23 protein-coding genes, 2 tRNA genes and 1 riboswitch are annotated in these 24,989 nt (G+C 64.0%); of the genes, 18 read left to right on the top strand and 7 right to left on the bottom strand.

Annotation, left to right across the window (positions count from 1 at the left end):
- Positions 1-2 precede the first annotated feature (2 nt).
- From G452_RS0116650 to G452_RS21240, 3 genes are all read left to right on the top strand, one after another.
- The gene (locus G452_RS0116650; protein ID WP_022663405.1) at positions 3-587 is read left to right on the top strand and encodes a hypothetical protein; all 585 of its coding nucleotides are present in this window, start codon (positions 3-5) and stop codon (positions 585-587) included.
- A 207-nt stretch (positions 588-794) separates the two neighbouring features.
- Positions 795-1,634, top strand: a complete 840-nt coding sequence (locus G452_RS0116655; protein ID WP_022663406.1) for a restriction endonuclease — start codon at positions 795-797, stop codon at positions 1,632-1,634.
- A 60-nt stretch (positions 1,635-1,694) separates the two neighbouring features.
- Positions 1,695-2,378 carry a RusA family crossover junction endodeoxyribonuclease gene (locus G452_RS21240; RefSeq protein ID WP_081650675.1) on the top strand — a complete coding sequence of 228 codons (684 nt, stop codon included), beginning with the start codon at positions 1,695-1,697 and terminating at the stop codon, positions 2,376-2,378.
- A gap of 227 nt (positions 2,379-2,605) precedes the next feature.
- Here G452_RS21240 and G452_RS0116660 read toward each other — a convergent pair.
- From G452_RS0116660 to G452_RS0116670, 3 genes are all read right to left on the bottom strand, one after another.
- Positions 2,606-2,682: transfer RNA gene (locus G452_RS0116660), tRNA-Asp, on the bottom strand.
- A gap of 42 nt (positions 2,683-2,724) precedes the next feature.
- Positions 2,725-2,800 (bottom strand) — tRNA-Val (locus G452_RS0116665).
- Between the two features lie 190 nt (positions 2,801-2,990).
- A complete protein-coding gene (locus G452_RS0116670; protein WP_022663407.1) occupies positions 2,991-4,262 on the bottom strand; it encodes an RsmB/NOP family class I SAM-dependent RNA methyltransferase in 1,272 nt (423 codons plus the stop codon).
- A gap of 230 nt (positions 4,263-4,492) precedes the next feature.
- Here G452_RS0116670 and G452_RS0116675 point away from each other — a divergent pair, with 230 nt between their 5' ends.
- The 9 genes from G452_RS0116675 (at position 4,493) to G452_RS0116715 (ending at position 13,377) form a co-directional block, all read left to right on the top strand.
- Positions 4,493-6,139 (top strand): FG-GAP repeat domain-containing protein, encoded by a 1,647-nt coding sequence (locus tag G452_RS0116675; RefSeq protein WP_022663408.1) that lies wholly within the window; start codon positions 4,493-4,495, stop codon positions 6,137-6,139.
- Between the two features lie 58 nt (positions 6,140-6,197).
- A complete protein-coding gene (locus G452_RS0116680; protein ID WP_022663409.1) occupies positions 6,198-7,274 on the top strand; it encodes a TRAP transporter substrate-binding protein in 1,077 nt (358 codons plus the stop codon).
- 60 nt (positions 7,275-7,334) lie between these two features.
- Positions 7,335-7,835, top strand: coding sequence for a TRAP transporter small permease (locus tag G452_RS0116685; protein ID WP_022663410.1), 501 nt, complete (start codon positions 7,335-7,337; stop codon positions 7,833-7,835).
- A 1-nt stretch (position 7,836) separates the two neighbouring features.
- Entirely contained in the window at positions 7,837-9,138 is a 1,302-nt protein-coding gene (locus G452_RS0116690; RefSeq protein ID WP_022663411.1) for a TRAP transporter large permease, read from the top strand.
- A gap of 99 nt (positions 9,139-9,237) precedes the next feature.
- Positions 9,238-9,337, top strand: a riboswitch (TPP riboswitch).
- 138 nt (positions 9,338-9,475) lie between these two features.
- A complete protein-coding gene (locus G452_RS0116695; RefSeq protein ID WP_022663412.1) occupies positions 9,476-10,285 on the top strand; it encodes a sulfide-dependent adenosine diphosphate thiazole synthase in 810 nt (269 codons plus the stop codon).
- Positions 10,286-10,460: 175 nt separating this feature from the next.
- Positions 10,461-11,480, top strand: coding sequence for an RluA family pseudouridine synthase (locus tag G452_RS20150; protein ID WP_022663413.1), 1,020 nt, complete (start codon positions 10,461-10,463; stop codon positions 11,478-11,480).
- A gap of 135 nt (positions 11,481-11,615) precedes the next feature.
- Positions 11,616-12,197: a BON domain-containing protein gene (locus G452_RS0116705; protein ID WP_022663414.1), complete on the top strand. Its 582-nt coding sequence runs from the start codon at positions 11,616-11,618 to the stop codon at positions 12,195-12,197.
- 12 nt (positions 12,198-12,209) lie between these two features.
- Complete coding sequence (locus G452_RS0116710) at positions 12,210-12,764, top strand: BON domain-containing protein (RefSeq protein ID WP_022663415.1); 555 nt, start codon at positions 12,210-12,212, stop codon at positions 12,762-12,764.
- A gap of 34 nt (positions 12,765-12,798) precedes the next feature.
- On the top strand, positions 12,799-13,377 hold the full coding sequence (locus tag G452_RS0116715; RefSeq protein ID WP_022663416.1) for a C40 family peptidase: 579 nt from the start codon (positions 12,799-12,801) through the stop codon (positions 13,375-13,377).
- Between the two features lie 43 nt (positions 13,378-13,420).
- Here the strand turns inward: G452_RS0116715 and G452_RS0116720 are convergent, their stop codons facing one another.
- Entirely contained in the window at positions 13,421-13,654 is a 234-nt protein-coding gene (locus G452_RS0116720; RefSeq protein ID WP_022663417.1) for a hypothetical protein, read from the bottom strand.
- A gap of 217 nt (positions 13,655-13,871) precedes the next feature.
- Here G452_RS0116720 and G452_RS0116725 point away from each other — a divergent pair, with 217 nt between their 5' ends.
- The 3 genes from G452_RS0116725 to G452_RS21615 all read left to right on the top strand — a co-directional run bounded on the left by G452_RS0116725 (position 13,872) and on the right by G452_RS21615 (position 16,071).
- On the top strand, positions 13,872-14,144 hold the full coding sequence (locus tag G452_RS0116725) for a co-chaperone GroES (protein WP_022663418.1): 273 nt from the start codon (positions 13,872-13,874) through the stop codon (positions 14,142-14,144).
- Positions 14,145-14,169: 25 nt separating this feature from the next.
- The gene (gene groL / locus G452_RS20155; RefSeq protein WP_022663419.1) at positions 14,170-15,756 is read left to right on the top strand and encodes a chaperonin GroEL; all 1,587 of its coding nucleotides are present in this window, start codon (positions 14,170-14,172) and stop codon (positions 15,754-15,756) included.
- 153 nt (positions 15,757-15,909) lie between these two features.
- The gene (locus G452_RS21615; protein ID WP_022663420.1) at positions 15,910-16,071 is read left to right on the top strand and encodes a hypothetical protein; all 162 of its coding nucleotides are present in this window, start codon (positions 15,910-15,912) and stop codon (positions 16,069-16,071) included.
- A gap of 186 nt (positions 16,072-16,257) precedes the next feature.
- On the opposite strand, the gene G452_RS0116740 is transcribed toward G452_RS21615, so the two are convergent.
- The 3 genes from G452_RS0116740 to G452_RS20160 all read right to left on the bottom strand — a co-directional run bounded on the left by G452_RS0116740 (position 16,258) and on the right by G452_RS20160 (position 20,623).
- The gene (locus G452_RS0116740; RefSeq protein ID WP_022663421.1) at positions 16,258-18,246 is read right to left on the bottom strand and encodes a methyl-accepting chemotaxis protein; all 1,989 of its coding nucleotides are present in this window, start codon (positions 18,244-18,246) and stop codon (positions 16,258-16,260) included.
- A complete protein-coding gene (locus G452_RS0116745) occupies positions 18,243-18,593 on the bottom strand; it encodes a hypothetical protein (protein WP_022663422.1) in 351 nt (116 codons plus the stop codon). Before G452_RS0116745 ends, G452_RS0116740 begins: the two co-directional genes overlap by 4 nt.
- Before the next feature lie 164 nt (positions 18,594-18,757).
- The gene (locus G452_RS20160; protein WP_162141321.1) at positions 18,758-20,623 is read right to left on the bottom strand and encodes a sigma 54-interacting transcriptional regulator; all 1,866 of its coding nucleotides are present in this window, start codon (positions 20,621-20,623) and stop codon (positions 18,758-18,760) included.
- A gap of 153 nt (positions 20,624-20,776) precedes the next feature.
- Here G452_RS20160 and G452_RS0116755 point away from each other — a divergent pair, with 153 nt between their 5' ends.
- The 3 genes from G452_RS0116755 to G452_RS0116765 all read left to right on the top strand — a co-directional run bounded on the left by G452_RS0116755 (position 20,777) and on the right by G452_RS0116765 (position 24,976).
- Positions 20,777-21,091 (top strand): hypothetical protein, encoded by a 315-nt coding sequence (locus tag G452_RS0116755; RefSeq protein ID WP_022663423.1) that lies wholly within the window; start codon positions 20,777-20,779, stop codon positions 21,089-21,091.
- Positions 21,092-21,218: 127 nt separating this feature from the next.
- Positions 21,219-23,423, top strand: a complete 2,205-nt coding sequence (locus G452_RS0116760; RefSeq protein ID WP_022663424.1) for an AsmA family protein — start codon at positions 21,219-21,221, stop codon at positions 23,421-23,423.
- Positions 23,424-23,623: 200 nt separating this feature from the next.
- Entirely contained in the window at positions 23,624-24,976 is a 1,353-nt protein-coding gene (locus G452_RS0116765) for a M48 family metalloprotease (RefSeq protein ID WP_022663425.1), read from the top strand.
- The last annotated feature ends 13 nt before the right edge of the window (positions 24,977-24,989 follow it).

The following is a 24,989-nucleotide window of genomic DNA, read 5'->3' on the forward strand; positions in this document are numbered from 1 at the left end:
CCATGAACAATCTCACTGATATTCTTGAGCGAATTCAGGTTCTGGAACGGGAGTTGACAGAGGAACTCTCCAGAAAGCGCGAAGAGGTGCACTACACCATTGAGAAGAAGAAAGTCTGGTTCAGCGAGGAGGTTTCCCTTCGGCACAAGAAGCTGGCAAAGCGTTTGTCGGAATACGTCTACGATTCCGGATTTCTGATCATCCTGACCATTCCCATCATCTGGGCAGCGCTCATTCCCGCCCTGTTTCTGGACCTCGTGGTCTGCGTGTATCAATTCATCTGCTTTCCGGTCTACGGCATCCCGCGCGTGAAGCGCGGCGAATACGTGGTCATCGACCGCCAATCCCTGCAATACCTCAACTGGCTGGAAAAGCTGAACTGCGTCTATTGCGGCTATTTCAACGGGCTGATGAGCTTCGTCCGCGAGGTGGCGGCCCGCACCGAACAGTTCTGGTGCCCGATCCGCCATGCCCGGGCGGTCAAGTCCGTGCACAGCCGCTACGTGCATTTCTTCAAGTACGGCGATGCCGAAGAGTACCGCGAAGGCCTGGAGGCCTTGCGCAAGAAGTTCGACGACGTGGAATAGGACGAAGCGAAATAGGGGCGGTGACGGTCCTCAAGGAGCGATCAAAGACTGCCCCTGGAATCCTGCGCCGGATTCGCCCGGCCGCCCTCCTGCCGGGATCGCTGCTCAGGCCTGCTCCGGTGCGCCCTCCGCCGAAGAAAACGCTTCTGCTTGCTTCAGTTATTCAGACCTTGGCAACTTATAGGCGAAGGCGTATGGAAACCTAAAATGAACACACCTCAATACCACGAAATGCTAATCCCCACCCTCAAGGTCATCGAAGAACTTGGGGGGTCAGGAACCATCCAAGAAATCGCCGAAGGAGTTATTCAGCTTCTTGGCCTTCCGGAAGAGGTTACTTCGCAGCCTCACAATCCAGAAAAATCCAGCCAAACCGAAGTTGAATACCGCCTTGCCTGGGCGAGAACCTACCTGAAAAAATACGGGTTGATCGACAATTCAGAGCGAGGTGTTTGGTCGTTCACCGACAAGCACCAACGCGGGATGCGACTTGACCCGGAAGAAATCGTCCAGACCGTGCGCGGACTGGCCAAAAATGCCAAGAAAAGAGTGATCAACGAGGAACCAGACGCCATTCCGGAAGCAAAGGATTGGCGGGAGGTCATCCACCAAGCTATCCTCTCCCTTGAACCAAGTGCCTTCGAACGTCTGACAAAACGGATCCTTCGGGAAATCGGTTTCGTTCAGGTCGAAGTCACCGGCAAGTCTTGCGACGGCGGCATTGACGGCAAGGGAATCGTGAAGATTCAGGATGTCCTGAGCTACCACGTCGTCTTCCAGTGCAAACGCTACAAAGGGTCCGTCGGACCTGGAGCAATCCGGGACTTCAGAGGCGCCATGATCGGCAGAGCAGACAAGGGGTTGTTCATCACGACCGGAACCTTTACCCGCGAAGCGACCAAAGAAGCCACCCGTGATGGAGCCTCACCGATTGATCTAATTGACGGTGATGACCTCGTTGAAATGCTCAAGAAACTCCGACTCGGTGTGAATGTTCGTATGGTTGAGGAAGTTGAAGTCGATGGTCAATGGTTTGAGAATATCTAGAACTCCACTCTAGCACAACAACATCCTACAGAAAACAATTACGTTACCATATTATCCAAAATGAAAACAGAAGATTATACTAACGCAGAGATCCAAGATTGGAAAATGAGGATAGCGGGATCGGCAAGTGATAACTATGGGCACTTCCCCCCAACGAAGAGCCGAATAGACTTGACTGGTCCGACACCTGTTAGCTTTCAGGGAGGAGGAACAAAAAAAGCACTGATCAAAGAAATGCTCCAAGCTCAAACAATAGAAATCCCTTGGATTTGGGTGGAAGATGTAGAAGTTCAGATTGAATGGAGGATAAACGATTTAGAAAGATATGAATATCCTAAGACACCAGACTTAGACAACATTTTAAAACCGATCATTGACGCACTATGTGGACCAAATGGAATAATTATCGATGACTGCCAAATCGTATCAATTACCGCCACGTGTCTTGGTGGTTTTGTTGAAGGATACAATGGATTTGATGTCTCATTATTTTTCCCTGACATCTACTTCCAAAACAACAGATATATCCTCAAAAACAATCTTGAGTTTGTTGACATAGGCCAAGGGCTATTCGTACCAATAGATAGACTATCAAGTCAAAATAACGAATATATTAAGAAATTTCTCGTTTGGGCTAACTCAAGACATGCCAACAGAGATGAAGGTTCTATGATGCTGAATAGATTCTATCACAAATCAAGAGTCATGGACTTTAAACAAGTGCCTGCCCATAATTACCTTTGAGCTTATCAAAACATATAGAGCCTCAATCAAAAGCTGACACATCATACTTCCCAGGCAAATCCGATAGGATAAGTGCATGTAACCGGAAGTCGCAGAGAAACTGCACATTACAAACATACGCGATTATTACTTAAAACAACACATAGCCGACAAATAAGCATGGTGCTTTCCGGACCGGCACCAAAGAAAAAGGGCATCAATCTTTCGATTGATGCCCTTTGACTATCTGGCGGAGCCGACGAGACTCGAACTCGCGGCCTCCGGCGTGACAGGCCGGCGTTCTAACCAACTGAACTACGGCTCCGCGTATATTATATGAAGGGACTTTCTCCCTACATATCAAAGATGGTGGGCGGAACAGGGCTCGAACCTGTGACCCTCGGCTTGTAAGGCCGATGCTCTCCCAACTGAGCTACCCGCCCGTGGGAGTTCGGCTTGTAGCCGTCCCGCAGGAACTTGTCAAGCTCTCTTGCTCGACTGCGGCGGCTTCGTTGGAAGCTCCGTTCGTCCGCGGCGGAAGGAACGTATTTCACAGCCGGGGGCTTTTTGTCAAACCCTTTTTTCGAAAAAATAGTATTTTTTGCAAGGATCGAAATTTGTTCGAGTTATTCCTCAGCTTTCCGTCCAGAGCACCCGCTTGCCCTTGCGCGCGGCCCAGCCCAGCGGGAGCCCCCGGAAATACAGCGGCACGGGTCCGTCGCCCGGCGGCGACGCCAGCGCACGGCCGGACATGAGCCCGACGATTTCATCCGCATCCTGCACGTCGAGCGCGCCCTCGCCCGGTTCGGACGGCATCAGCGCCCGGCAGAACGGATCGGGCCGAAACACGTCCTTGTTCAGCTTGCCCAGGGTCGCGCCCTGCCAGCGCATCCCCGCACCGATCAGGCGCAGGGCCTCCGCATGCAGAAAGACCACCTTGCCCGCGAACTCGCAGAGCTCTCCGGGCGGAAGCCCGGCCCAGTCCAGCCCCTGCGGCCCGCGCAGGCGTTCCGCGCGCAGCCGTCTCCCCCCGGACGGAGCCCCCGTCCCGCGCCGTTCGGCCGTCGCCCCCTGGGAGTCCGTTTCTGGCTTGCGCAGCGCGGCCACGAAAAACCCCTCTCCTTCGGATTCCTCGGCCACGCGCAAGACGCCTGCCGGGCAGCCCAGCCGGGGCTCGTCAAACACGAAGCCGGGCGGCGCGGGCAACGGCTCCAGCTCCAGGCCGAGCGTCTCAAGCGCCCGAAGCACCTGGGCTTCGTTCTCGTACTCGTTGGTGGTGCAGGTGGAATAGACCAGCTTTCCGCCGGGCAGGAGCAGCTCCGCGGCCCGCTCCAGCAGCGCCCGCTGAAGGCGCAGCAGGGGCTCGACCTTTTCCCCGGACCAGAGGCTGCGCGCGCGGGGGTTCTTGTCCTCGGTGCCCCAGCCGCTGCACGGCGGGTCGAGCAGGACATGCGCAAAGGCGGGACCGCCGAAATCGAGCCGCTCGGAAGCCCCGTGCAGGGTCACGGTCTGGACGGCCCCGGCCCGGCGCAGATTGGCGCGCAGCGTGGCGATGCGTCCGGTGGAAGGCTCGCAGCCGAGCACGAAACCCTGCGGTCCGGCGAGCCGCGCGAGCAGTCCGGTCTTGCTGCCGGGAGCGGCGCACATGTCCAGCACGCTCGCGCCCGCAGGCGGATCGAGCGCCAGGGCCGGAAGCATGGACGAGCGGTCCTGGATGTAGACGCGGCCGAACCGCGCCGCAGCGCTGGTGCCCAGGGGCGACGGCTCGCTGGTCAGCACGCGGGCCAAGGGCGAAAACGGCTCCTGCTCGAAGCCGAAGCCTTCGGCCCGGAGCAGCGCCTCCACCAGGGGAGCCCGCTGTTCGGAACAGACGAGACGGAAATTGCGGCGTGATTCGTTGCCCATTGCATCACCTTGTTTTTTCCTGGCGCGGGGAGTATGAAATTTCACCCGCTGTCAGCCTTACCCGGCCCGAATAGTGCGTTTTGACGGGATGATCAACCAACGCATCTGGACGGTCCGAATCACGTATGTTTTGCAACCCGGCCCACATCTTGATAAGAGGGCTCATACCGCGCTCGGCGAGCGCGGCCACGATGAACACGCGCAACACGCGTTGCAACCGGAGGAATCGAATGCGTTCCAAAAGCCTCATCTGCCTGCAAACTCTGGCCTGTCTGCTGCTGACCTGGGCGCTGCTTCCCGGTCCGGCCGCCGCTCAGGTCAAGACCTTCGTGGTCTTTCCCTTCAACTATATGGGCCCTGAGAAATATCAGCATTACGGCAAAGGCGCGAGTTCGCGCATCAAGCGCAAGCTGACCGTGCCCGGCACTCTGGAGCCCGCCCAGGATTCCGTGGCCCTGGCCCTCGGCCAGGAAGCCCCGGCCAACAGCAGCGCCGCCCGCAACACGCTCGCCGGCACGGGAACCGACTACCTCGTCTGGGGCAACATCGGCGTCTCCGGCGACAAGGTCTCCCTGGAGGTCACCCTCCAGAGCCTGAACAGCGACCCCATCGTCAAGAACTCCGAAGTTCCGTTGGACGAGGTGACCATGGAACTCGACCGCATGGCGGGCGAGATCACCAGCCAGCTCTTCAACACCGCGCAGCAGGCCGAGGCCGACCAGCAGCAAGGCGCCAGCGCCAGCGCCGCCAACCCCTCGTTCCTCGACGCCCAGGCCACGGCGAACCAGCAGCCCACCGTATCCTCGGTGAACCCGCAATTCCGCTACGAGGGCGGCACGCACAACACGGGCCGCTGGCAGAGCCAGGGCCTGCGCTTCGCCTCGCGCAGCATGGCCGTCTGCGACGCCACGGGCGACGGCAAGAACGAAATCTTCCTGCTCAAGGACCACTCCCTGGAAGCCTACAGAATCGAGCAGGACCGCCTCATGCCCATGGGCGAGGTCACCTTCGCGTCCAAGGCCGACCTGATCTCGCTTCAGTCCATCGACCTGGACAAGGACGGAGCCAGCGAACTCGTCGTCACCACCTACCGCGACGAAGCGCCGCTTTCCTACATCTACCGCTTCAACGGCTCCGGCTTCTCGCCCGTGGTCGAGGACGTCCGCATGTTCCTGAACGTGGTGCGCATGCCCCCGACCTTCACCTCGATCCTCATCGGGCAGCCCAAGGGCAGAAACAACCTGCTTGATTCCGACGACGTGCACGAGGTCTACGTCTCCGGAAAGTCCGTCATCGAAGGCAAGAAGGTGGCAATGCCGCCCTTCGGCAACATCTACAACTTCGCCTACCTGCCGGAAAAGGGCACCTACAAGGTGGCCATGCTGGACTCCTTCGGCAGAATCCAGATCTTCTCCGCGGACCTCAAGCCCGAATCCGTGTCCCAGGAAACCTACAACAGCTCGGCCATCCCCCTGGAGCTGCCCACGGCCGTGGTTCCCGGCCTCGGCTCCCACCGCGACGTCTCCGAGCAGCAGTACTACTACATTCCCATGCCCATGCTCGCCACCAACCTGATGACCGGCACGGACAAGTACGAACTGCTCCTGAACCGGGACATCTCCGTGGCGGCCCAGGTCTTCAAGCGCTTCCGCACCTTCACCCAGGGCGAAATCCACTCGCTGTTCTGGGACGGCACGGGCATGAGCCTGTCCTGGAAGACGCGGCGCATCAACGGCACCGTGGTGGCCTACGACATCGTGGACTACAACAACGACGGGCAGCTCGACCTGATCGTGCTGGTGAACACCTATCCCGGCGCAATCCAGCTCGACTACCGCAAGACCGTGCTCTTCGCCTACGATCTCAACCTGAAATAGCTTCACGAGGCCCGGCGGTTCGCTGCCGGGCCTTTTTTTAAACAATAAGGGGAGGGACATGAAACGCATTTTTCTTCTGACGGCGCTGCTCGGCGCGCTGCTGCTCGCCGGATGCGGGGGCTCGGGCGACCAGCAGGCCGCCCAGAAATCCGAGACGCAGACTGAAGGCCAGCCCGCGGCCGAGGCTCCCGCCAAGCCGGAACCCGTCAAGCTGACCTACGCCAACTTTCCGCCCGCCTTCACTGTGCCCTGCGTGCAGATGGAGCGCTGGAAGGACGAGGTGCAAAATCGCAGCGACGGCGCCGTGGCCGTGGAAACCTTCCCCGGCGGCACCCTGCTCAACGCCAAGAACATGCTGCGCGGCGTCATCGAAGGCCAGGCCGACATCGGCTGCGTGGCCATGTCCTACATGCCGGGCGTGTTTCCGCTCTCCTCCGTGGTGGAGATGCCTGTCGGCTTCCACTCCGGCAAGACGTCCTCCCAGGTGCTCTGGGCCATGTACGAGAAGTATCAGCCCGCCGAGCTGAAGGACGTCAAGGTGCTGACCCTCTTCGCCACCCCGCCGAGCAACATCATGTCCCGCACCCCGGTGAAATCCATCGCGGACATGCAGGGCCTGGAGCTGCGCGGCAACGGCACCTCCGGCAAGTTCCTCGACGCCCTCGGCGCCGTGACCGTGAGCATGCCCATGCCCGAGGTGCCGGACGCGCTCCAGAAGAGCATCGTCCAGGGCCTGTACACCTCCCTGGAAGTGCTCCAGGACATGAAGTTCGCGGAGTTCTGCCCCTACGCCACCATCACCGACGGCCCGGTCTACATCTTCGCCGTGGTCATGAACAAGGCCAAGTGGGACGCCCTGCCCGAAGCCGCCAAGAAGGCCATGGACGGTCTCTCCGCCGAACAGGCCGCCTGGACCGGCGAGTACTGGGACACCCACACGGCCGAGGCCGTGGAATGGGCCATCCAGAACCACGGACTCCAGGTCTTCGAGTTCTCCGACGAGGACAAGGCCACGGCCCGGGAAAAGTCCGCCGCCATCATCGACGCCTGGAAGCAGTCCGCCACCGCTGCGGGCCTTCCCGCCGATCAGATCATGGACGACCTGCTCGCCTTCAAGGCCCAGTTCGCAAACTAGCCGCAACCGTTTCGCCGCGCTCCCTCTTGCGGGGGAGCGCGGCGCTTCATCGGACCGCCAATGCAGACGCTCCTTCGCCATCTCGACGCCGCGGCCGGACGCATGGCCACCGCCCTGGCGGTGCTCGCCGGAATATTCCTCGTGGCCGCCATGCTCCTGGCCTGCGCCAACATGATCCTGCGCGCCGTGGCCGAACCCATCCAGGGCACCGTGGAACTGGTCGGCTTCTTCGGCGCGGTGCTGACGGCCTTTTCCCTGGGATTCGCCCAGCGCAAGCGCGGGCACATCTTCGTGGGCCTGCTCACGGAGCAGATGCCCAAGGCGCTCCAGCGCGGTTCCGACGCGATCCAGTATCTCGTCTCCTGCGCCTTCTTCGCGCTGGCCGCCGAGGAAACCATGGACTGGGGAATGGATCTGATCCGCACCGGGGAACTCTCGCAGACGCTGCGCATCCCCTACCATTTCTTTGTTTTCGCCGCGGCCTTCGGCTGCCTGGCCATGGCCTTCGTCCTCTTCGTGGACTTCCTCAAAACCCTGCTCCCGCAGGAAATCCAGGGCTGACATGGATCCGACCAGCATCGGCCTCGCAGGCATCGTCCTGCTCCTGGCCGTCATCTTTCTCTTCCGCATTCCCGTGGGCTTCGCCATGGGCGTGCTCGGCTTCGCGGGCTACGCCCTGATCCTGAACATGAACGCGGCCCGCGCCATGCTCGGCACCGTGGTCTGGGACACCTTCTCCAGCTACGGGCTGACCGTGATCCCCCTGTTCATCCTCATGGGCCAGATCTGCTTCTACTCCGGGGTCAACGAGCGGCTCTACAAGACCGCCTACGTCTGGATGGGACAGATCCGGGGCGGCATGGCCATGGCCACGGTGCTGGCCTGCGGCGGGTTCGCCGCCATCTGCGGCTCGAACACGGCCACGGCCGCGACCATGAGCTCCGTGGCCCTGCCGGAAATGAAGAAATACGGCTACAGCCCGGTGCTCTCCACGGGCGTGGTGGCCGCCGGGTCCACCCTGGGCGTGGTCATCCCCCCGTCCGTGGTGCTGATCATCTACGGCTTGCAGGTCGGCGAGAGCATCGGCAAGCTCTTCTGGGGCGGCATGGTGCCGGGCATTTTGCTCCTGGCGCTCTTTCTGGGAACGGTCTGGGCGCTCTGCCTGCGCCACCCCGCCTGGGGCCCGGCCGGACCGCGCACCTCCTTCCTGGACAAGCTGCGTTCCCTGCCCGGCTCCCTGGAAATGATCGTGCTCTTCGGCCTGGTCATGGGCGGGCTCTTCGCCGGGCTCTTCTCGCCCACGGAAGTGGGCGCGGCAGGCTCGGCCCTGGCGCTCCTGCTCGCCGTGGCCACAGGCAAGATGACCGTGAGCAAGTTCATCCAGGCCCTCAGCGACACCATCAAGATATCCTGCATGATCCTGGTGATCATGATGGGCGCGGTGATCTTCGCCAAGTTCCTGACCATCGCCCGGCTGCCCACGGAAATCGCCGCCTTCGTGACCTCCCTGCCCGTGCCCGCCTGGACCGTGATCGTGCTCATCTGCCTGATCTACGCCGTGGGCGGCATGGTCATGGACGCCCTGGCCCTGCTCCTGGTGACCATCCCCATCTTCCAACCCGTGGTCCAGGCCATGGGCTACGACCTGATCTGGTTCGGCGTGCTCATCACCGTGGTCACGACCATGGGAGCCATCACCCCGCCCGTGGGCGTGAACACCTTCATCGTGGCCTCCATGGCCCAGGACGTGCCCATGCGGCATGTTTTCGCCGGGGTGAGCTACTTCCTGGCCTGCTATGCGGTCGTGGTCGCCCTGCTGATGATCTTCCCCGCCCTGGTGCTCTACCTGCCCGGCCTGATGTAGCCCGGCATGGTGCATGGCGGGCCGCAAGGCCCGCCGCACAAGGGTTCCGCACCCCGCAAAAAAACGCTTGCCTCCCCACCCGCCCCCTGATAGACCGCCCCTGTCCGGTTGGGGTGTCCCGCTCATCTGCGGGGCTGAGAGCACACCCATCGAACCTGCTCCAGTTCACACTGGCGAAGGGAACTCGGATTCCAAAGGGGGCCATTGGCCCCTCATCCATCTCCCTCTTTGTCAGAACGCTGGGGCGCGAACGTTTCGCGCCCTTTTTTGCGTACCCCCATCGGCGTCTTGCTCCGCACCGGCGGAGCCAACCTTATCTCGCTTAAGGAGGACGCTCATGAACCCGAATCAACCCAAACCCCTGGACGAACGCGTCATCACCGAGGCCATCGCGGACCGCTACTTCGCCAAGTTCAAGTCCTGCCTGGACCTGGACGTGGCCATCGTGGGCGGCGGCCCTTCCGGCCTGACCGCCGCCTGGAAGCTGGCTTCCGAAGGCTTCAACGTGGGCCTGTTCGAGCGCAAGCTGTCCCTCGGCGGCGGCATGTGGGGCGGCGGCATGACCTGGAACATGGTCGTGGTCCAGGAGGAAAGCCGCCACATCCTCGAAGAGGCGGGCGTGCCCGTGGAACTCTACCGCGACGGCTACTACACGGCCGACGCCGTGACCTGCACCACCACCCTGGCCTCCCGCGCCTGCGTGGCCGGGGCCAAGGTCTTCAACTGCACCACGGTGGAAGACGTCTGCATCCGCGAGGAAGCGGGCGGCAAGCGCGTGACCGGACTGGTCATCAACTCCTCGCCCGTGGAAATGGCCGGGCTGCACATCGACCCCGTGGTGCTCGGCTCCAAGTGCCTGATCGAGGCCACGGGCCACGCCACCGAAGTGCTCAAGACCCTGGTGCGCAAGAACGACGTGCGCCTGAACACGCCCTCCGGCGGCATCGAGGGCGAGCAGTCCATGTGGGCCGAGCGCGCCGAGACCACCACGGTGGACAACACCCGCGAGGTCTTCCCCGGCATGTGGGTCGCGGGCATGGCCGCCAACGCCACCTACGGCTCCTACCGCATGGGCCCCATCTTCGGGGGCATGCTCCTCTCCGGACTGAAGGTGGCCGAAGAGATCGCCAAACAGCTGCGCGGCTAGCGCGACATTCCAACAAGGGGGGAGCTTCGGCTCCCCCTGCTTTTGCCTGCCGCGCGAAACGCAGGGACGCCTTTGGCGTTGACGAAGGCCCCCGACCTCGGCGACCATGCGCCATGCCCGAACGACATCGCCCGAACCGAGCCGCCGCCGCGCCCGGCACCGGAAAGGAAGCGCCATGCCCGGCGTGACCACCCTGACCGTGAGCCGCGCCGAGGACGGCCAGAAGCTGCTGCAATACCTGGAGCGCCGCCTTCGGGGCGCTGTGCCGCGCTCGGCCATCCAGAAATGGATCCGCACCGGGCAGGTGCGCGTGGACGGCGGGCGCAAAAAGCCCTTCGACCGCATCGCCGAGGGGCAGCTCGTGCGCATTCCCCCCTACGACGCCCCGGCCCCGGAGGGACAGGAGCGCGGAAAGGACAGAAAGCCGGACGCGCTGGACGCCGGGAGCCGGACAGGGAGCCGCAAGCCCGCCCCTGGGCTGCGCGTTGTCCACGAGGACGACGACCTCGTGGTGCTGGCCAAGCCCGCGGGACTGCCCGCCCACGGCGGCACGGGCCACGACGATTCCGTGGCCGCTCGGCTGGCCGCCCGCCACGCGGGCAGCGACTTCGCCCCCACCCTGGCCCACCGCCTGGACCGCGACACCTCCGGCCTGCTCCTGGCCGCCAAGACCTACAACAAACTGCGCGAGCTGAACGACCTGATCGCCTCCGGCGGACTGCGCAAGACCTACCTGGCCTGGGTGCGCGGGCGCTGGCCCCACGCCGGGGAAATCACCCTGGAAGACCGTCTGGAAAAAAGCGGCGCCCCCGGAGAGGAGCGCGTCACCGCCGGGAGCGGCAAGGTCGCCCTGGCCAGGGTTCGGCCCCTGCTCCTGCCGGATGCGGACTGCGGGGAAAAGGGCGTCAGCCTTTTGGCCGTGACCCTGCTCACGGGCCGCACCCACCAGATCCGCGTGCAGCTCGCCGAGCGCGGCCATCCCATCGTGGGCGACCGGAAATACGGTCTTCAGGACGGTCGGAACGCCAAGAAAAACATATCGAATTCAGCGATGTATCTGCACGCCTTCCAACTCGTCCTGCCGGGTCTGGAGCTGCGCCTGCCGCCCCCCTGGCAGGGCCGCTACGCGGTCCCGGAACATATCCTGCATACTTTTCCGGCAGATAGGCAACCGGACCCTTCCGCGGCGCGCTGAGGCCGCCCGGTCCGTCCGCCGCGCCGTATCCGTTCCTCCAAAAAGGTCCGGAAGCTCATTGCGCGCGGTCCGTGATTGCGAGATACTGCGCCCTCCGTGCGCACCCCATTCACCCTTTTGGAGGAATCCCCGAACATGCCCCGCACGCTCTCCGCTCCGCTCCGCCTGCTCTGCCTGCTCTCTCTCGCCGTCCTTGCGGGCTGCAATCCCTACACGTCCGGATACAAATACGCCTCCGACCCCCGCGAAACCAGCGTTCTCGCCGGAGACAAGGCCATTTCCACGGAGATTCTGGCCCGCTTCGCGGACAACGAAGCGGTGGGCATGACGGACCTTTCCGCCTCGGCCTACGATGGGCAGGTCTACCTCGTGGGCGAATACCTGAACACCGCGCAGCTGGAAGCGGCCAAGCGCATCGCCGCCAAGGTCGAGGGAGTGCGTGGGGTCACGGTCTACGCCCGGCCCCGGTCCGAGCGCGAGGATTGCAGCGACCTCGCCAATCTCGCCCTGGCCCAGGAAGTGGGCGCGCGGCTGGTTGCCGACGACATCGTGCACGGATACAACGTGGACGTGAAGGCCCTTCAGTGCCGGACCATCGTGCTGCTCGGCCTCGTGGCCGATAAGGCCGAAATCGCCCAGGCCAAGGCCGTTGCCGCCAAGGTCCAAGGCGTGGACAACGTCGTTTCCTATCTCAAGGTCTACACACAACAGAACTAGAGGGAGTCGCCCATGCGCACCATCGCCAAATTTCTTTTCCTCGTCGCGGCCCTGGCCTCGCTCGCCGGCTGCACCGTCTACAAGGCCGCCATGGACGAACGCAGCCTCGGCCAGATCTACGACGACGAGCAGATCACCTTCCTGATCGACAAGGAACTGCTTGCGGACAAGGACGTCAACTACATGGACTACAAGGCCTTCACCTACCTGGGCCGGGTCTATCTCGTCGGCGAGTACGAGAGCGACACCCAGCGCAACAGGGCCATCCGCCTGGCCCGCGACGTGGAAGGCGTGCGCTCCGTGACCACCTACCTGCTGCCCAAGCAGGAGGTCGCCAACTGCGGCACCTCGGACCAGCTGCGCATCGCCGCGGAACTGGACAAGGATCTGCTGGAGGACGAGAGCGTCAACGGCACCAACGTGGACACCAAGATCGTCCAGTGCCAGGCCGTGCTGCTCGGTCTCGTGGGCTCGCAGCAGGAGATCGACCGGGCGCAGGCCATCGCCGGACAGGTTCCGGGCGTGACCGCGGTCAAGAGCTTCCTGCACGTCTATACGGACCGCTGATCGCGCAGCGAGTGCGCGCCGCAAGGAGGACGAGATGCTTTGCCGGATACGACAAGCCCGGACCCGCCTTCCCCTGAGGGAAAACGTCATCCGCCTGAGCCTGCTCTGTCTGGCGCTGCTGGCCCTGAACGCCTGCTCGGTCATGGACATGGGCAAGGCCCGCATCCCGCCGGGCGCGTCCTACGGAACGCCCGGCCGCCAGAGCGCTCCCGGCTACAACGGCGCAGGCTACAGCGTGGTGGACACCGCGCTCTCGACCATCGGCACGCCCTACCGCTGGGGCGGCGATTCGCCGAACGAGGGCTTCGACTGCTCCGGGCTGGTCTATTGGGTCTACGCCCGGCACGGAGTTCGCGTGCCCCGTCCGAGCTGGGAGCAGATCAGGACCGGAACGCCCGTGGGCCGAAGCGAGCTGATGCCCGGCGATCTGGTTTTCTTCAAGATCGCCCGGGGCAGCGGGTTCCATGTGGGCATCTACGCCGGGCGCGGCGTCTTCGTGCACAGCCCCAAGTCGGGCCAGCGCGTGCGCGAGAGCAGCCTCTCGGACGACTACTGGCGCAGCCACTACGTGGGAGCGCGGCGCATTCCCGCGCCGCTGCGCGCCACCCGCTGATCCCTATCCCTGAGGCGGAGTCCGTGCGGCTCCGCCTTCGCCGCTACTTGTTGAGCTTCTCCCCGGAAGAGGTCACGGCCTTGCGGACCATCGTGTAATACGTTCCACGGTCCATGCCCACGCGCCGCCCGCAGGCGCAATACAGCCCGTCTTCCCGCGCCTCGGCGCCGTAATAGCGCTCGATGCGTTCCTTGTGGCAGCGGTGCACCTCGCCCTGGCCTATTTTCCGATAGCGGATGAGCTTCTTGCGGCAGGCCGCGCATTTCATGACCAGCATGCCCCCAGAATACGCAATCGCCCGTTGGCGGTCCAGAACCCGCGAGGCCGCGCGAAGCACGCGGACGCCCGCCACCCGAATGCGGGAAATGCGGGGTCATGCCCTTGACTTGCCAAGTCCGCTGCTTATTGTCCCACGAGCGCACATGCGCGGCGGCGCGCGAAGCCGCCCGTTCCGCCATCAATACATCCCCGTGAACCTTTAAGGAGAGACCGAGATGAAGCTGAAACCCCTGAACGACAACGTTTTGATCAAGCGCGTCGAGTCCGAGGAACGCACCGCCTCGGGCATCATCATCCCCGATGCCGCCAAGGAGCGGCCCCAGCGCGGTACCGTGCTTGCCGTCGGTCCCGGCAAGGGCGAGATCAAGATGACCGTCAAGGAAGGCGAAACCGTTCTGTTCGCCAAGTATGCCGGAACCGAGTTCAAGGTGGATGGCGAAGAACTGGTGATGATGCGCCAGGACGACATTCTCGCCATCGTCGAGTAACTCCCTCCCAGCAAGGATAGAACACATGACTGCCAAGACCATTAATTTTCAGGAAAAAGCCCGCCTCGGGCTGAAAAGCGGCGTGGACGCCCTGGCCAACGCCGTCAAGGTCACGCTCGGACCCAAAGGCCGCAACGTCATCCTGGACAAGGGCTGGAAGCCCGTGATCACCAAGGACGGCGTCACGGTCGCCAAGGAAATCGACCTGACCGACAAATTCGAGAACATGGGCGCGCAGATGGTCAAGGAAGTGGCTTCCAAGACCAACGACATCGCGGGCGACGGCACCACCACCGCCACGGTCCTGGCCCAGGCCATCTTCAACCAGGGCCTGGGGCTGATCACGGCCGGACGCAACCCCATCGCGGTCAAGCGCGGCATCGACAAGGCCGTGGACGCGGTGGTCGAGCACCTGGCCAAGATCGCCAAGCCCGTGAAGAGCACCTCCGAGATCGCCCAGATCGGCACCATCTCCGCCAACAACGACGCCACCATCGGCGACATCCTGGCCCAGGCCATGGACAAGATCGGCCGCGACGGCGTGATCACCGTGGAAGAGGCCAAGTCCATGGAGACCACCCTGGACGTGGTCGAGGGCATGCAGTTCGACCGGGGCTACGTCTCCCCCTACTTCGCGACCAACACCGACAAGATGGCCTGCGAGATGGAAGAGCCCTACGTCCTGCTCACGGACAAGAAGATCGGCAACCTGCGCGAGATTCTGCCCGTGCTGGAACAGGTCGTGAAGACCCAGCGCCCCCTGCTGATCATCGCCGAGGACATCGCGGGCGAGGCCCTGGCCACCCTGGTGGTCAACCGCCTGCGCGGCAGCCTGAAGATCTGCGCCGTCAAGGCGCCCGGCTTCGGCGACCGCCGCAAGGCCATGCTCCAGGACATCGCGGTGCTCACCGGCGCCCAGGTGGCCACGGACGATCTGGGCATCAGCCTGGAGAAGCTGACCATCGAGGATCTGGGCTCGGCCAAGAAGATCACCGTGACCAAGGACAACACCACCATCGTGGACGGCATCGGCGACCCGGCGGCCATCAAGCAGCGCTGCGAGGCCCTGGAGGCCGAGATCGCGGAGAGCACCTCCAGCTACGACAAGGAAAAGCTCCAGGAGCGCCTTGCCAAGCTCATGGGCGGCGTTGCCGTGATCAACGTGGGCGCGCCCACCGAAGTCGAGATGAAGGAAAAGCGCGACCGCGTGGACGACGCGCTGCACGCCACCCGCGCCGCTGCGGACGAGGGCATCGTGCCCGGCGGCGGCTGCGCCCTGGTGCGCTGCATCCCGGCCCTGTCCGGCCTCAAGCCCGCCGACGACGACGAGCTTGCGGGCGTGAGCATCATCCGCCGCGCCATCGAGGAGCCCCTCCGCCAGATCTCGGCCAACGCCGGATTCGAGGGTTCCCTGGTCGTGGAGAAGGTCCGCGCGGGCAAGGACAGCTTCGGATTCAACGCCGCCACCGGCGAGTACGAGGATCTGGTCAAGACGGGCATCATCGACCCCAAGAAGGTCGTGCGCATCGCCCTGCAGAACGCCGCTTCCGTGGCGGGCCTGCTCCTGACCACCGAGTGCTCCATCGCCGAAAAGGTCGAAGAAGAAGACTAAAACTCCCGCGCCAAGCGGGCAGTAGCCTGACCGGGCCGACGCGACTTGTCCGTCGGCCCGGTCCTGATTTTGCAAAACTGGAACCCACCGACGCTTGAGTCTTGACCCTGGGATGCCGCCGGACTATGCTTCCCGGCACTCAAGGAGGCTGCCATGACCCAAAAAGAAACGACCTACAAGCTCGTGATCATCGTCAACGACGTTGAAACCACGCTCTTTGTGTCCAAGAATCTTCGCGAAGTGGAACTGCAACGCCAGATCCACATTCGCTCGCTCGCCCCCGGCCTTGCGGAAATCCGCGAGGTTCAGGAGTAGCCGACCCGGATCCTCTCCGGAAAAAGGAAGCGGCCAGGCAAATGCCTGGCCGCTTTTTTTTGGCCGGTTCATCGTCACTCGTGCCCCTCATGACGATGAACCGGCTCCGGTCCTTCCGCGGAGCCGGGCCGATGTGGTCCCTCCCCCGACACCGCGAAAGGCCGGAAAGTGCGCCCTCTCGTTCAATCAATACCTCTCGAATTCCTCGTCGTCCCGCTCCGGGTCCGTGCGGCCCGCTTCCAGGCGTCCGGCGGGCTTGGTCCGCGCGACCAGGGCGCGCCTTTCCCCGCCGCCCTTTTCCGACTTGAAAAACTCCATGGTCTGCTGAAGCTGCTCTGCCTGTCCGGCCAGTTCCTCGGAAGTGGAAGCCATTTCCTCGGCGGCGGAGGCGTTCTGCTGCACGACCTGCTCCATCTGGTTCACGGCCCGGGCGATCTGGTCCACGCCAGCATTTTGTTCCTTGCTGGCCGCGGCGATCTCCTGCACGAGGTCCGCGGTCTTGCGAATCTCCGGCACCAGTTCGCGGAGCATGCCTCCTGCGCGCTCGGCGACCTTGGTGGAGCTGGCGGAAAGCTCCCCGATCTCCCCTGCGGCCTGCCCGCTGCGCTCGGCCAGCTTGCGGACCTCGGCGGCCACCACGGCGAAGCCCTTGCCGTGCTCGCCTGCCCGAGCGGCTTCGATGGCCGCGTTCAAGGCCAGCAGGTTGGTCTGGCGGGCGATCTCCTCGATGATGGAAATCTTTTCCGCGATGTTCTTCATGGCCCGCACCGCCTCGACCACGGCTTCACCGCTTTCCGCGGCCTTGCCTGCCGCGCTGTTGGCAATGCTTTCGGTCTGCACCGCGTTGTCCGCGTTCTGGCGGATGTTGTCGCCCATCTGCTGCATGGACGCCGAAACCTCTTCCACCGAGGCGGCTGATTCCGTGGCTCCCTGGGAAAGAGCCTGGGCCGTCGCGGAAAGCTCCTGGCTGCCGGAGGCCACGTTCTGGGTGGCCATGTTCACCTCGGCCACGACCCGGCGCAGCTGCCCGACCATACTCCGCAGCGCCCCGGCCAGAACGCCGACCTCGTCCTTCTGGTCCACGTCCACCTCGGCCGTGAGGTCGCCGTTGCTGACCACCTCGGCAAAAGCCACGCCCTTGCGGATCGGAGCCACGATGCCCCTGGCGATGACCCAGGCCAGCAGCACGCCCAGCAGCAGGGCCGCGCAGCCCACCACCACGATCATGGAACGGGTGGAGGATGCGCTGGCCAGCATCTCGTCGTCGGTCATGATGTTCTCGGCCACGACCTTGCGCGTCTGCGTGAGCAGCTCCTGCACCTGGTTCAGGGCGGGCATGGTCTTCTCAACGTAGATCTTCTTGGCCTCGTCGAGCTGGGCGGTCTTGCCGTCGTGCCAAGCGATCAGCTCGTCGAGCACGCCCAGCGTCTCGTGGGCGTAATGCTCGGTCGTGCCGTAATAGACGCGCATGGCCCCGGCGAAGTCGCCCGCGGCCAGGAGCTTGTCGACCTCGTGCACGGACTCGTGCAGCTTGATGTGCGGCTCGAAAATGGGGGCGAGGTGCTTGGCGAATTCCGGATCGTCCCGCTGCATCCGGGCGACCCCCTCGGAATAGAGCCACTTGCCGAGCCCGCAGAGCTTCGGATCCTCCTGCACGCCTGCGCTGCTCTTGTGCTCGACGATGGCGTCCATGACGGAGTTGGTCCAGAGCAGATGGTCCACCTGCTTGGCGTAGAAGAACTTGGCAAGCCCAGGATCGACGATCACGAAATTCTCGGCGATCTCAACGGCGCTCTCGTGCAGGTGCTTGTGCGGCTCCTCGATGCGGGCCATGAGCGGCTTGATCTCCGGCACGAGCTTTTCCGCAAGGGCGCGGCCTTCGCCGTAATACCACTTGCCGAAGGCGCATTTGTGCGGATCGGTTTCCACGGTCAGCTTCGTGACCTTGGCATCGGTGAGCAGGGCGCTGACCTGCTCGGACCACTTGAGGTGGTCCACGATGCGCTGCACGAAATCGCCGCGCAGCTTGTTGCCGTCGATGACCTCTTCCGCGTTCCCGACGATCCCCCCGATGCCGACGACGGCCCAGACGGCAAGCAGGGAGAGCAGGCCGAGCACAAGCCCGAACCCGACCCCGAATTTTCTGCTGAGCCGCAAATCTTTCCAGCGCGTCATTTTCCATCTCCCGTGGTGAAAGCGTTCCGCCGCAAGTCCCCGGAGCTGATAAAGCGTCTGAGCAATCGGGAGTCGGCCCGGCCCTCAAGGCGGTCAAGCTCGCCTCCCTCGTCGTCCAGCAGCAGATACGTTGGCGTGCCGTGGATGGCGAAGACCTTCATGAACCCCGGCGAGAGCCTGGGCTCGGTCCAGAGCGCCGAGAGCCTGTCCTCGAAGGCCCGTGCGACGTTCTCCACCTCGCGCCGGTGCTCCTCGTATTCCTCGTCCCGATGCACGCAGGCGACCAAAACCCTCTTTCCGGGCTTCAGGTGGGCCTTCACGTCGTCAGGATGAATGTCGAAGAGCATCGCTTTCCTCTCTGCGCAGACAGGCAATCCCTGTGCCACTTTCATCAGCTCAAAACTTCGGCAAATTATTCCGGCAGGTTGCCCCCTCGACGACCTGCCGCGCAAAATCACTTTAACTGTCCCATGAGACAATGTGTCATGGGACATTTTGTCTCAAATGTACATCAAGGAAATCCCAGTTCTTCCAGCCGCCGGTAGAGGCTGCTGCGGCTGATGCCCAGCAATTTGGCGGCGCGGGTCCGATTCCAACGCGTCGACTCCAGGGCCGCGACCAGTTCCTCGCGGTCCAGGCTTTGCGGACGCCGACGGCCTCCGGCTCCCCGAACGCTTCCCCGGATTTCCTGCGGGAAGTGCTCCGGCCGCAGCGGGCCGCCCCGGCAAAGGATGCAGGCGTGCTCCACGGCGTGGCGCAACTCGCGCACGTTTCCGGGCCAGGTCTGGCTCATGAGCAGGTCCAGGGCCTCCGGAGAAACCCCGGCGATGTCCTTGTTCATCCGCGTGCGGAAAAGCTCCGCGAAGTGGTTGGCCAGCAGGGGGATGTCCTCGCTGCGCCGACGCAGGGGCGGCAGTTGCACGACCATGACCTTGAGCCGATAGTAGAGATCTTCGCGGAAAAGGCCCCGGCGGACCTTGGCGCCCAAGTCCGCGTTGGTCGCCGCGACCACGCGCACGTTCGCCGTGCGCGTCACGGATTCGCCCACGCGCTCATATTCGCGGCTTTCCAGAAAACGCAGCAGCTTGAGCTGGGTGCGCACGGACACGTCGCCGATCTCGTCCAGAAAGATGGTTCCGCCTTCGGCTGCCTGAAACCGTCCCACCCGGTCGCGGATGGCTCCGGTGAACGCGCCCTGGACATGGCCGAACAGCTCGCTCTCGAGCAGGTCGTCCGTGAGCGCGGCGCAGTTGACCTTGACCAGCGGACCGCCCGCCCGCGGCCCGTGCCGATGCAGGGCTTCCGCGGCCAGCTCCTTTCCCGTGCCCGACTCGCCCAGGAGCAGCACGGTGCTGTCCAGGTCGGAAAGGCGTTCCAGAAGGGCGAAGACCTCGAGCATGGGCCTTGATTGGCCCACGAAGTCGTGAAAGCGGTGTTTGCGGGCCAGCTCGCTCTCCAGCCGGGCCAGCCTGGAAACGTCGCGCAGGATCAGCACGGCTCCATTGAAGCCGTCGCCGCTGCCCTCCAGCAAGGCCGTGTTGACGACCACGACCTTGTCGTCGCGGCGCTCGTCCAGACACTCGAAACGATATTCGCGCACGGGCCGCCCGGTTTCCACGGTGCGCCGGAGCATCTTCAGGCAGCCTTCCAGGCAGGAACCGGGCTCGCCCCGCAAAGGGCTCCCCAGAAGACCGCTGCGGCGGGAACCGCTGATGCGTTCGAAGGCGCTGTTGGCCTCCAGCACGGTCATGTCCGGGGCCACGATGAGCAGCCCTTCGGGCAGGCTGGTGAAAATCGCCTCCAGGTTCCGGCGGTAGCCCTCCACGCGCTGGCGCAGCCGCTGTCCGGCCCGGTCCGCCTCCACCCATTCGGTCACGTCCTTGGAATACACGGCCACGCGCCGCACCCGCCCGCTCGGATCAGGCACGGGATAGAGATGGTTTTCCAGGTGCATGCCCTGGCGCTCGTCGCGCAGCACAACGAGGCTTCTGGTCTCCAGGGCCTGCTCAAAGGCTTTGCGCCGCCCCTCGACGATCTCTTCGGGGAAAAAAACGAAGCAGCTCCGGCCCAGCAGATCTTCGACGCCGCGCCCCAAACGGGCCGCGCCCGTGGCATTGATGGTCAGGATCTTGCCTGTGGGGTCCAGGAGCATGATCGAGTCGGCCGTGGCGTCGAGTACCGCCCGCAAGGCCTCGTCGCGCTCGCGCAGCGCGTCCCGCACGGCGCCCAGCCCTTCGGCCTCGGCGCCGGCATCGGCGCAGGCATCGGCGCAGGCATCGGCCCAAAGCCTGCTCTCAAGCGTCAGGACGCGCGCCCGGAGAAGGTCGCGCTCTTCTTCCAGCGCAGCGATACGCTTCTCAGAATCCAGTCCAGCCATATCGGAACGCAGCTCCATGCGATGCGGACTTCAAATTCATACCCATATACTCTTGTACTCCATGCGTGCGCAGAATAAAAGCATCTCATTGACGCTGCCGCATCAGCAACGTACCTTGCGGCTCATTCCCAGCCCAAGCCAAGGAGACAACGCATGCGCCGAATGCTTTTCCCCATCCTCGCCGCCCTGCTGTTTTGTCCGGCTCTGCCGGCCATGGCCGCTTCCCCTTCGGGAGAGGCAACCGCGCATCCGGAAAAACATGCTGGCCTTTCGATCCATTTGCAGAAATCGGGCCTGGAAGCCGGAGCCGCTCTCCTGGCGGAATGGCCGGGCGCGCCCTGCATCAACGACGCGGATTGCGGCGAACTGAAATGCTGCGACAAGATCTGCGCGGATTCGTGCCGCGACGCCGCTCCGCTGTCCGGCGGATCGGCCGCGTCCCTCCGGTCCCGCGCCTGTCTCCGCTGACCTCCCGCCGACCTCCTTTTCTTGTCGTGGGCCGTTCCCTGCGGGCGGCTCTTGTGCTATGCATTGAAATGTGCCCGCTCGTCGCGGCAAGCTTGTGAAGAACCCAGAAGAACGGGAGCCTGATACCATGACCAAGACAATCAAATGGCTGCTCATCATCGTCGGAGGACTGGCCGCGCTGCTCGTGGCCGCCATGATCCTCGTGGCGCTTTTCGTCGATCCCAACGACTACAAGGACCGCATCGCCCGGACCGTGCAGGAGGCCACGGGCATGGAGCTGACCATCGAGGGCGACCTCTCCCTGCGCGTCTTCCCCTGGCTCGGAGTGGACACCGGGGCCGTCCGCCTCGGCAATCCCCCCGGATTCGGCGACGAGCCCTTCGTCAGCCTGAACAGCTCCTCGGTGAGCCTCCAGGTGCTTCCGCTTCTTTCCGGCTCGATCAAGGCCGGACAGATCGACGTGCAGGGCCTGACCGTGAACCTGCTCCGCCGCAAGGACGGCGCGGCCAACTGGGAAGCCATCGGCGGGAACAAGCCGGAGCAGCAGGAGTCGGCGCAGGGCGCTGCGGACGGTTCCGGCGGCAAGCTCGATCTTTCCATCGGCGGACTGAGCGTGAACGACGCGAACATCGTCTTCAACGATCTCCAGGCGAACAAGCGCTTCTCCCTGGACGGGCTGAACCTGACCCTCGGCGAAGTCTCGCCGGGCGAGCCCTTCGACATGGAAGCGGCCCTGGGACTCGCGAGCAGCGAGCCGCAGGTCAAGGCGGTCGTGCGGGTCAAGGCCGTGGCCGCCCTGGACCTGGACAAGCAGATTTATGAACTCCGCGACCTCGACGCCACGGTGAGCGCCGAAGGCGACGTGGTTCCCGGCGGCAAGACCGACGTCACGGCCAAGGCCGTCAGCGTGCTCGCGGACATGGGCAAGCAGCTCGTGACCACCGAGGGACTGACCGTGACGGCCTACGGCGTGGACGTGGCCGCGGACGTGGCCGCCTCCGAGCTGAAGACCGGCCCCAAGGCCAAGGGCAGCCTCACGGTCAAGCCCTTCGACGTCAAGAAGCTCCTGACCGCCCTGGGCCAGACCCCGCCGGAAACCACCGACCCCACGGCTCTGACCAACGTCAGTCTAGCGCTCGACTTCGACTACGGCCCGGCCGCGGCCACGGCGCGCAACGTCGTCCTGAACCTGGACGGCCAGGAGATCACCGCCGAGGCGTCCATGATCGCGGGCAACGTGCCCAGCTACGGATTCAAGGTCCAGGCCGCGTCCCTTGATCTCGACCCCTACCGCGCGCCCAAGAAGGACGAGCAGGCGCAGCCCGCCGAGACGCAGAGCGCCGACCCCGCCTCCGCGAACCAGCCCCTGCTGCCGGAATCCGTGCAGGAGCAGCTGCGCAAGCTGCGGCTCGACGGCCAGATCAAGATCGGGCGGCTCAAGGCTTCCCCGGCGGAGATCACCAACCTCCTCGTGCTGATCACGGCGCGCGACGGTCTGCTCAAGATCGAACCGGCCTCGTTCACCTTCTACGAGGGCGACCTCAAGTCCGCCATATCCATGGACGTGCGCGGCACGGTGCCGAACTACGGCTTCAACGCCGACCTCAACGGGCTGGCCATCGGCCCGCTGCTGGAAGCGCTCCAGGGCAAGGAATCCCTGAGCGGCAAGACCAACGCCGAGGCCGCCCTGACCGTGCGCGGCAACACCGTGGACGAACTCAAGCAGACCCTCAACGGCAACCTGCGCTTCGACATCCACGACGGCGTGTTTCCCGGCGTGGACCTCGCCGGGGTGATGACCAAGGCCTACAAGAGCCTCCAGGCCAAGGCCGACGGCGAAATCCAGACCCAGGAAGACGCCCGGACCCAGTTCGGGCTGGTCCAGGGCTCGGCCACCATCGTCAACGGGCTGGTGGACAACCGCGACCTGCTCTTCAAGTCGCCCTTTCTCCAGGCGGACGGCGCGGGCGAGGTCAGCCTGCCCGAAAACTCCATCAACTACCTCGTGGTCGGGGCCATCCTGGCCTCCACCGAGGGGCAGGGCCGCGGCGACAAGGCCGACTACGTCGGCATCGGCATTCCCATCCGCATCAAGGGCAACTTCGACAACCTGCACTTCTGGCCCGACCCCGTGAAGTGGGCCGAGATGATCGCCAAGGGCGCGCTGAACATCGTGGGCGACGGCGCCAACGGGGTGCTCTCCGCTCCGGGCGCGCTGCTCGATGCCGTCACCGGCGGCTCCAAGAGCGAGAGCGGCGGAACGGATCAGCCCGCCGAGAAGAAGACCACGCCCCTCGAGGACATCGGAGGCGCGGTCAAGGGCCTCTTCTAGACGCCCGAAACAATGACCGACCCAAGGGCGGCCCGGAATCCGGGCCGCCCTTTTCGTTTCCCCCGGAACCGCGCAGCGAAACGCACGCGGGAATGCGGGCGCATCGGAACGCGCGTATTGACAGGTTTCTCCCCTGGCATAATAATTGTTAAGAAATCAGAAATCACGGGCGCGCACGCGAACCGCCAGGAGGACCGAACATGGCCGGACAATTCCGAAAAGACCTGGAACGCAGAGGCATCGGCAGGCGCGAATTCCTGCGGCTGGCCTCCACCGTCACCGCCGGGGCGATCATGGCCCCGCTTCTCGGCGGCTGCGCCGTGAACCCCGTCACGGGCCAGAGCCAGCTGATGCTCATGTCCGAGCAGCAGGAAGTGGCCCTTGACCAGCAGCACTCGCCCCACCAGTTTTCCGCGGACTACGGTCCGGTCCAGGACGCGGCGCTGAACAACTACGTGGACTCCGTGGGCCAGAAGCTGGCCAGGGTCAGCCACCGACCCAACATGCCCTATTCCTACCGCACGGTGAACGCCACCTACGTCAACGCCTACGCTTTTCCCGGCGGGTCCATCGCGGCCACGCGCGGCATTCTCCTGGAGCTGCAGAACGAGGCTGAACTGGCCGCCCTGCTCGGCCACGAAACCGGCCACGTCAACGCCCGGCACACGGCTTCGCGCATGAGCAAGGGCATCCTGCTCTCCGCGGTCATGGCCGGGGCCACGGCCTACGCCACGTCCCAGGCTGGCAGCGGCTGGCAGCCGCTCATCGCCGGCCTCGGCAGCCTGAGCACGGGCGCGCTCCTGGCCTACTACAGCCGGGAGGACGAACGCCAGGCCGACGACCTGGGCATGGAATACTCCTCGCGGGGGGGACTGAGCCCCGAAGGCATGATCGGCCTCCAGCAGATCCTGGTGAACAAGAGCAAGAGCCAGCCCACCCTGCTGGAACAGATGTTCGCCTCCCACCCCATGAGCCAGGAGCGGTACGAGACCGCCGTGGCCGCCGCCAACAACAAATACAAGGACTACCTCGGATTGCCGCTGAACCGGGATCGCTTCATGGACCACACCGCCCGGCTGCGCCGCATGCGCGAGCCCATCGAGGAGATGCAGAAGGGCATGGAGCTGATGGCCAAGAAGGAGCCGGACAAGGCCGAAGGCCTCTACGGCAAGGCCCTGAACGAAGCGCCGCACGACTACGCAGGCCTGCTGATGATGGCCGACTGCCAGACCGCCCTGGACAGGCCCCGCAAGGCCGAATACTACGCCGAGCGCGCCAGCGAGGTCTATCCGCAGGAAGCCAGGGCCTACCACTCCCTGGGCGTGGCCCGGCTGATGAACGAGAAGTACGACGCGGCCTACCAGGCCTTCGCCCGCTACGACCAGGTGCTGCCGGGCAACCCGCAGCTGCTGTTCCTCGAGGGGCTTTCCATGGAAGGCGCGGGGCAGAAGCGCAAGGCCGCCGAGCTGTATTACGGCTTTCTGCAGAAGGTGAACCAGGGCGACCACGCGCAATACGCCTACGGCCGTCTGAAGCAGTGGGGCGTGTTATAAACTTTCGGGCCTT

Origin of the sequence: Paucidesulfovibrio longus DSM 6739 (assembly GCF_000420485.1) — a bacterium.
Classification (GTDB): Bacteria; Desulfobacterota; Desulfovibrionia; order Desulfovibrionales; family Desulfovibrionaceae; genus Paucidesulfovibrio; species Paucidesulfovibrio longus.